The sequence below is a fragment of the Pseudomonas sp. SWI36 genome, from assembly GCF_002948105.1.
In the GTDB taxonomy this organism is placed as follows: Bacteria; Pseudomonadota; Gammaproteobacteria; order Pseudomonadales; family Pseudomonadaceae; genus Aquipseudomonas; species Aquipseudomonas alloputida.
Genome location: NZ_CP026675.1, coordinates 2,942,079 through 2,955,345, shown reverse-complemented (window position 1 = coordinate 2,955,345; position 13,267 = coordinate 2,942,079). Strand labels below are relative to the sequence as shown.

The 13,267-nt window shown below is 62.6% G+C and carries 12 protein-coding genes; 2 read left to right on the top strand and 10 right to left on the bottom strand.

What is annotated here, in order from left to right:
* Positions 1–140 precede the first annotated feature (140 nt).
* A complete protein-coding gene (gene yccS, locus C4Q27_RS14155) occupies positions 141–2,324 on the top strand; it encodes a YccS family putative transporter (protein ID WP_020192743.1) in 2,184 nt (727 codons plus the stop codon).
* Between the two features lie 18 nt (positions 2,325–2,342).
* On the opposite strand, the gene C4Q27_RS14150 is transcribed toward yccS, so the two are convergent.
* Positions 2,343–3,080, bottom strand: a complete 738-nt coding sequence (locus C4Q27_RS14150; protein ID WP_020192742.1) for an ABC transporter substrate-binding protein — start codon at positions 3,078–3,080, stop codon at positions 2,343–2,345.
* Between the two features lie 153 nt (positions 3,081–3,233).
* On the opposite strand from C4Q27_RS14150, the gene C4Q27_RS14145 reads away from it, so the two are divergent.
* Positions 3,234–3,686: a GNAT family N-acetyltransferase gene (locus C4Q27_RS14145; RefSeq protein ID WP_064492594.1), complete on the top strand. Its 453-nt coding sequence runs from the start codon at positions 3,234–3,236 to the stop codon at positions 3,684–3,686.
* A gap of 25 nt (positions 3,687–3,711) precedes the next feature.
* On the opposite strand, the gene C4Q27_RS14140 is transcribed toward C4Q27_RS14145, so the two are convergent.
* The 9 genes from C4Q27_RS14140 to tkt form a co-directional block, all read right to left on the bottom strand.
* Positions 3,712–4,008, bottom strand: a complete 297-nt coding sequence (locus C4Q27_RS14140; RefSeq protein WP_003249396.1) for a helix-turn-helix domain-containing protein — start codon at positions 4,006–4,008, stop codon at positions 3,712–3,714.
* A gap of 12 nt (positions 4,009–4,020) precedes the next feature.
* Positions 4,021–4,521, bottom strand: a complete 501-nt coding sequence (locus C4Q27_RS14135; protein WP_054889349.1) for a M48 family metallopeptidase — start codon at positions 4,519–4,521, stop codon at positions 4,021–4,023.
* A 39-nt stretch (positions 4,522–4,560) separates the two neighbouring features.
* Positions 4,561–6,690, bottom strand: a complete 2,130-nt coding sequence (locus tag C4Q27_RS14130) for a bifunctional diguanylate cyclase/phosphodiesterase (RefSeq protein ID WP_064492595.1) — start codon at positions 6,688–6,690, stop codon at positions 4,561–4,563.
* Positions 6,691–6,902: 212 nt separating this feature from the next.
* Positions 6,903–7,967 carry a class II fructose-bisphosphate aldolase gene (gene fba / locus C4Q27_RS14125; RefSeq protein WP_010955535.1) on the bottom strand — a complete coding sequence of 355 codons (1,065 nt, stop codon included), beginning with the start codon at positions 7,965–7,967 and terminating at the stop codon, positions 6,903–6,905.
* Positions 7,968–8,067: 100 nt separating this feature from the next.
* Positions 8,068–8,397 (bottom strand): MliC family protein, encoded by a 330-nt coding sequence (locus tag C4Q27_RS14120; protein WP_004576614.1) that lies wholly within the window; start codon positions 8,395–8,397, stop codon positions 8,068–8,070.
* Between the two features lie 160 nt (positions 8,398–8,557).
* Positions 8,558–8,809, bottom strand: a complete 252-nt coding sequence (locus C4Q27_RS14115) for a hypothetical protein (protein WP_020193575.1) — start codon at positions 8,807–8,809, stop codon at positions 8,558–8,560.
* Positions 8,809–9,972, bottom strand: coding sequence for a phosphoglycerate kinase (locus tag C4Q27_RS14110; protein ID WP_010955537.1), 1,164 nt, complete (start codon positions 9,970–9,972; stop codon positions 8,809–8,811). The genes C4Q27_RS14115 and C4Q27_RS14110 overlap by 1 nt, the downstream gene beginning before the upstream one ends.
* A 12-nt stretch (positions 9,973–9,984) precedes the next feature.
* Positions 9,985–11,043, bottom strand: coding sequence for an erythrose-4-phosphate dehydrogenase (gene epd / locus C4Q27_RS14105; protein ID WP_064492596.1), 1,059 nt, complete (start codon positions 11,041–11,043; stop codon positions 9,985–9,987).
* A 151-nt stretch (positions 11,044–11,194) separates the two neighbouring features.
* Positions 11,195–13,192 (bottom strand): transketolase, encoded by a 1,998-nt coding sequence (gene tkt / locus C4Q27_RS14100; protein ID WP_020191821.1) that lies wholly within the window; start codon positions 13,190–13,192, stop codon positions 11,195–11,197.
* Positions 13,193–13,267 lie beyond the last annotated feature (75 nt).

Below are 13,267 nucleotides of genomic sequence, written 5' to 3'. Positions count from 1 at the left end.
GCGCCCCTTCGCGGACGCGCCCGCTCCCGCAGGGCCCTGTGTCGTATGCGTGGGAGCGGGCGTGCCCGCGAAGGGGCGCGAAGCGGCCCCAATAACCGGCCCTGAAAGGTATTCTTCTGATCACCGCCTGGCAGGCCATCATGTCATCGAGCTCGTTCCGTCAGTCACTGCGTCGCCTGTGGGGCCAAGACAAGTTCAGCTACAGCATCCGGGTCACCATTGCCCTCACCGGCAGCCTGGCCCTGTGCTGGTACCAGAACGAGATGGCCCTGCTGATTCCGCTGTTCCTCGGCATCATCGCCAGCGCCCTGGCCGAAACCGACGACAGCTGGCAGGGCCGCCTCAGCGCCCTGGCCGTTACCCTGGTGTGCTTCGCCATCGCTGCACTGGCAGTCGAGTTGCTGTTCCCCTACCCCTGGATCTTCGTCATTGCCCTGGCCCTGGCTGCCTTTGGCCTGACCATGCTCGGGGCGCTGGGCGAGCGCTACGGCGCCATCGCTTCGGCCACCTTGATCACTGCGGTCTACACCATGATCGGGGTGGACCAGCGCGGCGGCCAGGTCACCGATTTCTGGCACGAACCGCTGCTGCTGGTGGCAGGTGCGGCCTGGTACGGGTTGTTGTCGGTGCTGTGGCAGGCGCTGTTTTCCAACCAGCCGGTACAGCAGAGCCTGGCCAGACTGTTCTTCGAGCTGGGCAGCTACCTGAAGCTCAAGGCCAGCCTGTTTGAACCGGTCCGCACGCTCGACGTCGAGGCACGGCGCCTGGAACTGGCGCAGCAGAACGGCAAGGTGGTGGCCGCGCTGAACGCAGCCAAGGAGATCATCCTGCACCGGGTGGGCAACAGCCAGCCAAACTCGAAGGTAAGCCGCTACCTCAAGCTGTACTTCCTGGCCCAGGACATCCACGAGCGTGTCAGTGCCTCGCACTACCCCTACAACGCACTGACCGAGGCGTTTTTCCACAGTGATGTCATGTTCCGCTGCCAGCGCCTGTTGCGTAAGCAGGGTTCATCCTGCCAGGAACTGGCCCGCTCGATCCGCCTGCGCCAACCGTTCGTACTGGCCAGCGGTTATCCAGAAGCCCTCGAGGACCTCAACGCTTCGCTCGAGCACCTGCGCATCCAGAGCAACCCGGCCTGGCGCAGCCTGCTGCGGTCGCTGCGGGCGCTGGCTGCCAACCTGGCAACGCTGGACCGCCTGCTCAGTGCCGCCAGCAACCCGGATAGCCTGGCCGACGCCAGCGACAGCAGCCTGCTCGACCGCTCGCCACACTCGCTGAAGGACGTGTGGACGCGCCTGCGCACTCAGCTCACACCGACTTCGCTGTTGTTCCGCCATGCCTTGCGCCTGCCGCTGGCGTTGTCGATCGGCTATGGCATGGTGCACCTGATTCACCCGACCCAGGGCTACTGGATCATCCTCACCACGCTGTTCGTCTGCCAGCCCAACTACGGGGCCACGCGGCGCAAGCTGGTGCAGCGAATCTTCGGCACTGCCGTTGGCCTGACCGTGGGCTGGGCCTTGTTCGACCTGTTCCCCAACCCGGTCATCCAGTCGTTGTTCGCCGTGGTTGCCGGGGTGGTGTTCTTCGTCAACCGCACCACCCGCTACACCCTGGCCACTGCGGCGATCACCCTGATGGTGCTGTTCTGCTTCAACCAGATCGGCGATGGCTACGGCCTGTTCCTGCCACGCCTGTTCGATACGCTGGTGGGCAGCCTGATTGCCATTCTTGCAGTGTTCCTGTTCCTGCCTGACTGGCAGGGCCGACGGCTGAACAAGGCGCTGGCCAATACCCTGGCCTGCGCCAGCGTGTACCTGCGCCAGATCATGCAGCAGTACGCCCACGGCAAGCGCGACGACCTGGCCTACCGCCTGGCCCGGCGCAATGCCCACAACGCTGACGCGGCGTTGTCCACCACCTTGGCCAACATGCTGATGGAGCCGGGGCATTTCCGTAAGGAGGCCGACGTTGGCTTTCGCTTCCTGGTGCTGTCGCACACCTTGCTCAGCTACCTCTCGGGGTTAGGCGCGCACCGCGACACGGCGTTGCCGGCGGAGGTGCAGGAGCAGTTGATCGAAGGCGCCGGGCAAAGCCTGGCCAGCAGCCTGGACGAGATTGCCAACGGCCTGGCCGCACGGCTGCCGGTGGCGATTCACAGTGATGCCGAAGAGGCGCTGGCCAATGCCCTGGAGCAGATGCCGGAAGATCTGGATGAGCATCAGCGGTTGGTGCAGACGCAGTTGGCGTTGATATGCCGGCAGCTGGGGCCATTGCGGACCCTGGCGGCACACCTGATCAAGGAAAATGCCCCGGCCTGATCGTTTTATTGCCTGTGCTCAAAAGCCATACTGACGCAGCAGCCGGGCATAGCTGCCATCGGCCTTCATCGCCGCTATCGCCTGCTCGAAGCGCTCGACGATCCGCTTGTGCTCCGGGTGCTTCAGGCTGACCAGGACATGCAGGGTGTTCTCCCCCAGCGGCGGATCCACCAGCATCACCCTGTCACGCACTTCCTGCGGCTCGCGCTGCAGGTTGTAGCGGGCCACGTACTCGTCCTCCACCGCCAGGCTTACCCGCCCTGCCGCCAACATGCGTACCGCAGAAGAAAAGTTGCGCACCGGCACTTTGTTCAGACGCGGATCCCCGTCGAATTCCGGTGAATAGGCGTAATCACGCACTACCGCAATGCTGTAGGCATAAAGGTCAGACAGACGCGTGTAGCTGAACGCCTCGCCCTTACGTTGCAGCAGGCGAATACGATTACTCAGGTAGGCGCTGGAGAATTGCCCGATATTGGCGCGCGAGTCGTTGTACCAGGCATTGATCAGCACGTCGTAGCGCCCTTCACCTACCCCCAGCAACGCCCGCGCCCACGGCACCTCTTCATAGCCGCTGGCGTAGCCGGCACGGGCCAGTGCGGTGGTAACGATGCTGGTCGCAAGGCCGCCGCCCGGCATCTTGGCATCGGTGAACGGTGGCCAGTTGTCGGCCACCAGGCGTAGCTTGTCGTGACCCGGGGCAGGTGTTGCCAGCATCGTTGTCAGCAATCCCAGAACACAAAGCAGTGGCCGCATGCTCACGTCCTTTCGCAATGGAGGGCAACACTGCCAGTGAGATTACACAAAGCGCTTGCCGAGGGCAGCGGCCAATAGTGTCATTTAGCCTCTATTTTGGCCGAAGCACATGCAGCATGCGATGATCGAGCCCCATCCAAGGAGTTCGTGCCCATGTCAATCGACTGGCTCTGCAAGCACCACACCGACCTCGGCAAGGAGCAGCTCTATGCCATTTTGCAGCTACGCACTGAAGTGCTCGTGGTGGAGCAGCGCCACGCCTACCAGGAAGTCGATGGTCAGGACCTGACTGGCGATACCTTGCACCTCATGGCCTGGCAGGAGGACAAGCTGGTGGCCTACCTGCGCCTGCTGGATCCGCAGTCACAAGGTGGGGATGTGGTGATCGGACGAGTGGTGACATCACCGCAGGCGCGAGGTTTGCAGCTCGACGAAAGCTTGCTGCTCAAGGGGCTGGAAGCGGCGGAGCATTGTTGGCCGGGGGTGCCGGTTTATCTGTCGGCTCCAGCGCATTTACAGGCGTTTTATGCCCGCCATGGGTTTGCCGTGGTGGGCGAGGAGTCTTCGGAGGACGGCATCGCGTCCATTGGAATGCGCAAGGGATGAGCCCACCCTGTGCGGGCTTTGCACATCAGGGGTAACCCAGCACTTCGCGGATCTGCCGCAAGTGACGGATGATCCACTGCTTGTCGATCGCCCCCCAGTCATGAATGCGATAATGCCCGGCGTGGTTGCGTGCGCCTTCCTGCTGTTCGAACTCGCAGACGATGTCCAGGTCGGCCAGCGCGGCGATAGTGTCCTGAGCTGTGCGACGAGGCATGCCGGTGGCTTCCATCAGGGCGGGCACGCTGGTCGCAGTCTGGCTATCGATCAGCCAGGCCACGTACAGGCGGCGGTAGAAGCTGCTCTTGGTCTTGCTCACTTCCATGCTGCATGTTCCTTAGAGGTTGCCCGGCAGCTCCCGATAGGTCAGGTAGACGCGCAGGTCGAATTCCAGTTGGTGATAGTCCGGCTCCATGTGCTGGCAGAGCTGGTAGAACGCCTTGTTGTGATCTCGCTCGCGCAGGTGCGCCAACTCGTGCACAACAATCATGCGCAAGAACTGTGGCGCGGCCTCCTTGAACAGCGAGGCAATGCGGATTTCCTTCTTCGCCTTGAGCTTGCCGCCCTGCACCCGCGACACCGCCGTGTTCAAGCCCAGGGCCCGATGCGTCAGATCGAGGCGGCTGTCGAACAGCACCTTGTCCAGGTTTGGCGCACTTCGCAGGTACTGTTGGCGCAAATCCTGGGCATAGCCATACAGCGCCTTGTCGTTTTGCACGTCATGGCGGTCAGGGTAACGGCGCTGCAGGTATTCACCCAGGCGGTCGCTGTCGATCATCTGCCGCACCTGCTCCTGCAGGTGCGGGGGGTAGGCTTGCAAGTAACGTAGTACGGTCATGGCGCTGTATTCGGCGTAACGAATGCCGATTCTAGCCAATCACGGCCCTGGCCAGGAGAAAATTGCCGGGAAGCTGCTAGCGTCAGTCGCGGTCATCGGATAAGCCACCAGGAAACCCTGAACGTATTCGCAGCCATTGGCCTTGAGCCAGGCTGCCTGCGCCGGGGTCTCCACCCCCTCGGCGATCACCGTGATACGGTAGTCGGCGCACAGGCCGATCACGCTGCGAACCAACGCAGCATCTACCGCCGAATCGGGCAGACGTGCCACCAGATGACGGTCGAGCTTGAGTGTGTCGATAGGCAGGTCGCGCAGCATGCGCAACGAACAGTCACCCGCACCGAAGTCATCCAGGGCCACCCTCACGCCCAGCTCACGCAAGCGGTGTATCTGTTTGACGGCCGCATCGATGTTGTACATCAGCGACGTTTCCGCCACTTCCACCTCCAACTGCGTCGGGACAAGCTGGTAAAGCTGGATGACCCGTTGCAGTTCTTCGACCAGGCCAGGCATGACGAACTGCGCGCGGCTCAGACTGATGCCGAGCACAAGGTCCGGCGGAAACCTGTCGTACCAGGCCTGCCGCTGGGCGGCCCCCTGGCGGTAGATCCAGCTGGCCAGGCGGTTGATCAGCCGCGCTTCTTCCAGCAGCGGGATGAACAGCCCCGGCGGCACATCGCCAACGCTGGGGTGCTGCCAGCGCAGCAAGGCCTCGAAACCACGCAGGCGGCCATCGTGGAAGGCGACCTGTGGCTGGTACACCAAGGTAAAGTCCTGCTGCTCGATGGCCGTGCGCACGCTGTCCTCGAGCATCAATCGCGAGCGCGCCCGTCCGTTGAGTTCCTGATCGTAGAAGCGGTATTGCTGACGCCCCGCTTGCTTGGCGGCGTACATCGCAGCATCGGCCGAACGCAGCAGGCCTTCGACATTGGCGCCGCAGTCCGGGTAGGTGGCAATGCCGATGCTGACCCCAAGGCACACATCGAGCCCGTCTACCTCATGGCTGATGGAAACACGTTCGAGCAACCGCTCGGCAAAACGCCCGGCCTGCTCCGGGTAGGGCAAGCTGTCGAACAGTGCAGTGAACTCATCACCACCCATACGCGCCAGCAAGGCCTCACTGCCAAGGCAGTCCTTGAGCTGCTCGGCCACCCAGCGCAACACCCGGTCGCCCGCGTCGTGGCCGAGCGAGTCGTTGATGCGCTTGAAGCCATCCAGGTCCATGTACATCAGCGCCTGCGCCTTGTCCGAGCGCTCGTTGCGCAACAGTGCACCTTCAGCCGCCTGGTAGAAACCACGGCGGTTGAGCAGGCCGGTGAGCGGGTCAGTAATGGCCTGGTATTCCAGCTGTTGGTGCAAGTTACGCACTGCCGACATGTCCAGCACGGTCACCACCATGGCCTGTTGATCGGCCGGCAACGGCGCACAGGACAGCGCCACCGGCACAAGCTCACCGCCTTGGGTACGCAGTTGGGCATCGTGTACGCGGTAGATCTGCCGCCCCTGGTAGGCCTTGTAGAAGTCCGACTCGCGCCACAGGCTGGTACTGGTCAGTTGCACAACGTCGAGCAATTGGGTGCCCTGCAGGTGTTGCACCGGTGCCGCCAGCAAACGGGAAATGGCCGGATTGGCAAAACTGATGATGCCTTGGGCATCAACCACCAGAATGCCTTCGGCGGCATTTTCCAGGATGGACGCATTGAAGGCCCTGGCCGTCTCCAGCTCGCGACTCAGCTGCTGCAGCATGCGCCGGTTGCGCTGCTGGTCGAGCAGCGCCTGGACCTTGGGCTTGAGGATTTGTGGGTCGAACGGTTTGAACATGTAGTCCACGGCGCCGCTGGCGTAGCCTTTGAGCACGGCCGCTTCGGACTGTTCGTTGGCGGTGAGGAAAATGATCGGGGTCAGTCGGGTACGCTGATTGCCGCGCATCAGCCGGGCGACTTCAAAGCCGTCCATTTCCGGCATCTGTACATCCATCAACACCAGGTCGACTTCGTACTCAAGCAACGCGCTCAAGGCTTCTATCCCAGAGCTTGCCGTCAATACTTGCCAATCCTGCCGGGCCAGCAAGGCCCGCATGCTGATGAGGTTCTCGGGGTAGTCGTCTACCACCAGAAGAACTGAGCTGCCATCCAGTGGCTGCTGCTGTTGAGGGTGAGCGCCATCCATGCTGCTTCTCTGTTATGTGACCGACTTCAAAATACTGTTGGATCCATTAGTACTCTAGACCTGAGGCTGCAACACGCAATGCAATCAGAACGCTATCAATGGTCAAACTGTACGGTAGCCGACTAACGGTCGGTCTGCCGGAATTATGTACAGGTTTCCATCGCCCATAAAAAAACCCGCATCGCTGCGGGTTTTTCAGGGTTACCTGTCGATCAGTTGACCTTGGCGGCCAGTTCACCTTTCAGGTAGCGCTGGTACATACCTTCCAGAGAGATCGGCTTGATCTTCGAGGCATTGCCCGCGGTGCCGAAGGCTTCGTAACGCGCGATGCACACGTCGCGCATGGCCTTGATGGTTTCACCGAAGAACTTGCGCGGGTCGAACTCGCTCGGGTTCTGCGCCATCAGGCGGCGCATGGCACCGGTAGAGGCCAGACGCAGGTCGGTATCGATGTTGACCTTGCGCACGCCGTGCTTGATGCCTTCAACGATTTCTTCGACCGGTACACCGTAGGTTTCTTTGATGTCGCCGCCGTACTGGTTGATGATCGCCAGCCACTCTTGCGGTACCGAGGACGAACCGTGCATCACCAGGTGGGTGTTGGGGATGCGCTTGTGGATTTCCTTGATGCGATCGATGGCCAGCACGTCACCGGTTGGTGGCTTGGTGAACTTGTAGGCACCGTGGCTGGTACCAATGGCGATCGCCAGGGCGTCGACCTGGGTCTTCTTGACGAAGTCGGCGGCTTCTTCCGGGTCGGTCAGCATCTGGCTGTGATCCAGCACGCCTTCGGCGCCGATCCCGTCTTCTTCACCGGCCATGCCGGTTTCCAGCGAACCCAGGCAGCCCAGCTCGCCTTCAACCGAAACGCCGCAGGCGTGAGCCATGGCAACGGTCTGCTGGGTAACGCGGACGTTGTACTCGTAGTCGGTCGGGGTCTTGCCGTCTTCACCCAGCGAGCCGTCCATCATGACCGAGCTGAAGCCCAGCTGGATCGAGCGCTGGCAGACGTCAGGGCTGGTACCGTGGTCCTGGTGCATGCACACCGGAATGTGCGGGAACTCTTCGATGGCAGCCAGGATCAGGTGGCGCAGGAAAGGCGCACCAGCGTATTTGCGGGCACCGGCCGAAGCCTGGACGATCACGGGGGAGTCGGTCTTGTCGGCCGCTTCCATGATGGCGCGCATCTGCTCGAGGTTGTTGACGTTGAAAGCTGGTACGCCGTAGCCGAACTCGGCGGCGTGGTCCAGCATCTGGCGCATGCTAATGAGTGCCATTGTGTATCTCTCTCCCGACAAGCGTCGTTTGTTTCGTGCAAGCCTGCCGCAGGGGCGGTTGCTGTTCAAGTAGTGTGGGCCACCCTCGCGGCCCCCTCAGTCACGGTGCCTTGCAGCCCCGCCCAATCAGATCGTTGGTTGCCACCCAGTACACCAGGCCTTCTTCGCCCTTGGTGTGGAAGGCCAGCATGCCATCGCTGTACAGCGCACCCGAGGCACCCGGTTCAGCCTTGAGCCGATAGACCTGGTCGCCGCCGCCAAGGCGCACGTCAACCTGGTCACGTTGCGCATCGGCGAAGCGCCAAAGCACCTCAGCCTGGGTGTCGCAGACCCAACGGGTCCAGTTGTCTGCCGGGGCCGGTTGCGCCGGCTGCAGCAGTGAGCATCCTGCCAGTGTCGCCAGGGCCGTCACGGCCAAAAGCGCTTTCATTCAGTTTCCTCGATTTGGGGCTGCAGTGCAGCCCTTCGCGGGCTCGCCCGCTCCCACAGGTACAGTGCAGTCTCTGTGGGAGCGGACGAGCCCGCGAAGGGCCGCACAGCGGCCCCTTCTTCAAGACCACAAATCAACGTTCAGGTTGCCTATTACCCGATCAAGGGCAACCCGGCGCCTTGCGCTGGTGGTCTTCGTCGTACTTTTCCAGGCCTTCCGGGCCCACGCGCTTGCCGATGACCGGCACAGTCTCGGCCTGCCAGTCGGACTGATAGCAACCGCCCTTGTGCGACTGCGCCGGGTCGGTATCCGAGGCCGGGCTGCCCGCGCAAGCGCTCAGCAGACCGGCCAGCATCATCACAGGCAATTGTTTGACCACCAGGCCACTCCCTTTGCCAAGCGCCGACGTCATCAGGCCTTGGCCCGCTCTTCCAGGATTGCCACAGCTGGCAGGACCTTGCCCTCGACGAACTCGAGGAAGGCGCCACCACCGGTAGAAATGTAGGAGATTTCCTTGCTGACGCCATATTTGTCGATGGCGGCCAGGGTGTCACCGCCACCGGCGATAGAAAACGCGGCGCTGTCGGCGATGGCCTTGGCCAGTACCTTGGTGCCGTTGCCGAACTGATCGAATTCGAACACGCCAACCGGGCCGTTCCACAGAATGGTTTTCGACGATTTCAGCAGCTCGGCGAAGTTGGCTGCGGTTTGCGGGCCGATGTCCAGGATCATGTCGTCGGCAGCTACGTCGGCAATGGCTTTGACGGTAGCTTCGGCGCTCTCAGCAAACTCCTTGGCAACCACCACGTCGACTGGCAGCGGCACGCTGACCTTGGCGGCAATGGCCTTGGCGGTGTCGACCAGGTCAGGCTCGTACAGCGACTTGCCCACCGGGTGGCCGGCAGCGGCCAGGAAGGTGTTGGCAATACCGCCACCGACGATCAGCTGGTCGCAAACACTGCTCAGGCTGTTCAGCACGTCCAGTTTGGTGGAAACCTTGGAGCCGGCAACGATGGCCGCCATTGGCTTGGCCGGGGCTTTCAGGGCCTTGCCCAGGGCATCCAGTTCGGCTGCCAGCAGTGGGCCGGCAGCGGCCACCTTGGCGAACTTGGCGACGCCATGGGTCGAGCCTTCGGCGCGGTGTGCGGTGCCGAAAGCGTCCATGACGAATACGTCGCACAGGGCTGCGTATTTCTGCGCCAGCTCGTCGGCGTTCTTTTTCTCGCCCTTGTTGAAGCGCACGTTCTCGAACAGCACCAGTTCACCGGCCTGTACCGCGACACCGTCCAGGTAGTCGGCAACCAGCGGCACGTCACGGCCCAGGGCCTTGCTCAGGTAATCGGCGACCGGCTTGAGGCTGTTCTCGGCAGAGAATTCGCCTTCGGTCGGGCGGCCCAGGTGCGAGCAGACCATTACCGCTGCGCCCTTCTCCAGGGCCAGCTTGATGGTCGGCAGCGCTGCCAGGATACGCGCGTCGCTGGCTACCACACCGTCCTTCACAGGCACGTTGAGGTCTTCGCGGATCAGTACGCGCTTACCTTGCAGGTCGAGGTCGGTCATCTTCAACACGGTCATGAATGCAGTCCTTCAGGGCTGTTTGTTGCGGGTTGGGTGAACGACGTGCAGAAAGTGTTCGGCAACGTCGAGCATACGGTTGGCAAAACCCCATTCGTTGTCGAACCAGGCCAGCAGGTTTACCAGGCGGGGCCCGGAAACACGCGTCTGGCTGGCATCAACGATCGCCGAATGCGGGTCATGGTTGAAATCACAGCTGGCGTGCGGCAGCTCGGTGTAGGCCAGCAAGCCTTTAAGCGGGCCTTCCAGCGCGGCCTCGCGCAGCACTCGGTTGACTTCGGCCGCACTGGTGTCGCGGGCGGTCTGCAGGGTGATGTCCAGGCACGAGACGTTGACGGTCGGTACACGTACCGCTTTGGCCTGGATTCGCCCGGCAAGTTCCGGAAGCAGGCGCTCGATGCCACGCGCCAGGCCAGTGGACACGGGGATCACCGACTGGAAGGCCGAACGCGTGCGGCGCAGGTCTTCGTGGTGATAGGCATCGATCACCGGCTGGTCGTTCATCGCCGAGTGGATGGTGGTGATCTGCACATATTCGATGCCAAACGCCTGGTCCAGCACACGCAGCAGCGGCACGCCGCAGTTGGTGGTGCACGAGGCGTTGGACACCAGGCGCTCGCTACCGGTTAGGCAGTCCTGGTTGATGCCGTAGACCACCGTGGCGTCAACGTCAGCCTCGCTGGCCATGGGCTGCGAGAACAGCACCCTTGGCGCCCCGGCTTCGAGGAAACGCTGGCCATCGGCACGGGTGTTATAGGCACCGGAACACTCCAGCACCAAGTCGATGCCCAGCGCAGCCCAGTCGATGCCTTCGGGGGTGGCACTGCGCATTACCTTCACGCAGTCGCCATTGATGTGCAGACAGTCGCCGTCGACCTTGACCTCGCCGGGAAAACGCCCGTGGGTGGAGTCGAAGCGTGTCAGGTATTCGAGGCTGGCCTGATCGGCCAGATCGTTCAGCGCGACGATCTCGAAACCGGCCTTTGCCCCCCGCTCGAACAGCGCGCGCAGGACACAGCGGCCGATACGGCCATAACCGTTGAGTGCAACTTTGTAGGGACGGTGGGGCATTCGGGGCTCACGAGACAGTTCAATTGTCGTCAGCCTGCGGAATTTGCGGTGTGGCATTCGCGGGCAAGCCCGCTCCCACAGGGTTTCATGCAACCTCTGTGGGAGCGGGCTTGCCCGCGAATGAAGGCGACACCGCCCGCAGATCTTTAAATCAGTCTTCCAGCAGCTCTTCGGCAGTACCGAGGATGTTCTCCAGGGTGAAGCCAAACTCTTCGAACAATGCCGAAGCCGGCGCCGACTCACCGTAGGTGGTCATGCCGATGATACGACCTTCCAGGCCGACGTACTTGTACCAGAAGTCGGCGTGGGCAGCTTCGATGGCGATGCGCGCACCGACTTCCAGCGGCAGCACGGACTGCTTGTAGGCAGCGTCCTGGGCATCGAACACGCTGGTGCACGGCATGGAAACCACGCGCACCTTGCGGCCTTGCTCGGTCAGCTTGTCGAAGGCCTGAACAGCCAGGCCCACTTCGGAACCGGTGGCGATCAGAATCAGTTCAGGCTCGCCGGCGCAGTCCTTGAGCACATAACCACCGCGGCTGATGTCGGCGATCTGCTGGGCATCGCGGTCCTGGTGCTGCAGGTTCTGGCGCGAGAAGATCAGCGCCGATGGGCCGTCCTTGCGCTCCAGGGCGCTTTTCCAGGACACAGCGGACTCCACCGCGTCGGCCGGGCGCCAGGTGTCCAGGTTCGGGGTGCTGCGCAGGCTGGTCAGCTGCTCGATCGGCTGGTGCGTCGGGCCGTCTTCGCCCAGACCGATGGAGTCGTGGGTGTACACGTGGATCACGCGCTGCTTCATCAGTGCCGACATGCGCACGGCGTTGCGGGCGTATTCCATGAACATCAGGAAGGTCGCGCCGTAAGGTACCAGGCCACCGTGCAGGGCAACGCCGTTCATGATGGCGGTCATGCCGAACTCGCGCACGCCGTAGAACACGTAGTTGCCGCTGGCGTCATTGGCTTCGACGCCCTTGCAACCTTTCCACAGGGTCAGGTTGGAGCCGGCCAGGTCCGCCGAACCGCCGAGGAACTCGGGCAGCAGCGGGCCGAAGGCGTTCAGGGCGTTCTGGCTGGCCTTGCGGCTGGCGATGGTTTCGCCTTTGGCAGCCACTTCGTTGATGTAGGCTTGGGCCTTTTCGCTGAAGTCGGCCGGCAGCTCGCCGCTGGCACGGCGCTTGAACTCGGCAGCCAGCTCCGGGTAGGCCTTGGCGTAGGCGTCGAAGCGCTGGTTCCACTCGGCTTCAACCTTGGCACCGGCGGCCTTGGCATCCCACTCGGCGTAGATGTCGGCCGGGATTTCGAACGGGCCGTGGTTCCAGTTCAGGGCCTGGCGGGTCAGGGCGATTTCGTCGTTGCCCAGCGGGGCACCGTGGCAGTCTTCCTTGCCCTGCTTGTTCGGCGAACCGAAACCGATGGTGGTTTTGCAGCAGATCAGGGTCGGGCGATCGCTCTTGCGGGCGGTCTCGATGGCCATCTTGATTTCTTCGGCATCGTGGCCGTCGACGTTGCGGATCACCTGCCAGTTGTAGGCTTCGAAGCGCGCCGGGGTGTTGTCGGTGAACCAGCCGTGCACTTCGCCGTCGATGGAGATGCCATTGTCATCGTAGAAGGCGATCAGCTTGTTCAGGCCCAGGGTGCCGGCCAGCGAGGCGACTTCATGGGAGATGCCTTCCATCATGCAGCCGTCGCCGAGGAACACATAGGTGTTGTGGTCGACGATATTGTGGCCGTCACGGTTGAACTGGGCAGCCAGCACTTTTTCGGCCAGGGCGAAGCCCACGGCGTTGGCGATACCCTGGCCGAGCGGGCCGGTGGTGGTTTCAACGCCTGGGGTGTAGCCGTATTCCGGGTGGCCCGGGGTGCGGCTGTGCAGTTGGCGGAAGCCTTTGATGTCATCGATGGTGACGTCGTAGCCGGTCAGGTGCAGCAGCGAGTAGATCAGCATCGAACCGTGGCCGTTGGACAGCACGAAGCGGTCACGGTCGGCGAAGCTCGGGTTGCTCGGGTTGTGCTTCAGGTAGTCGCGCCAAAGCACTTCGGCGATATCCGCCATGCCCATGGGGGCACCTGGGTGGCCGCTGTTGGCCTTTTGCACGGCATCCATGCTGAGGGCACGAATGGCGTTGGCACGTTCACGACGGCTGGGCATCGCTGATCTCCTAGGGGGCTTGAATAGGTGGTGTCACGAAAAAGGCGGCCATTTTCGCCCACTGGGGGCGCTTGG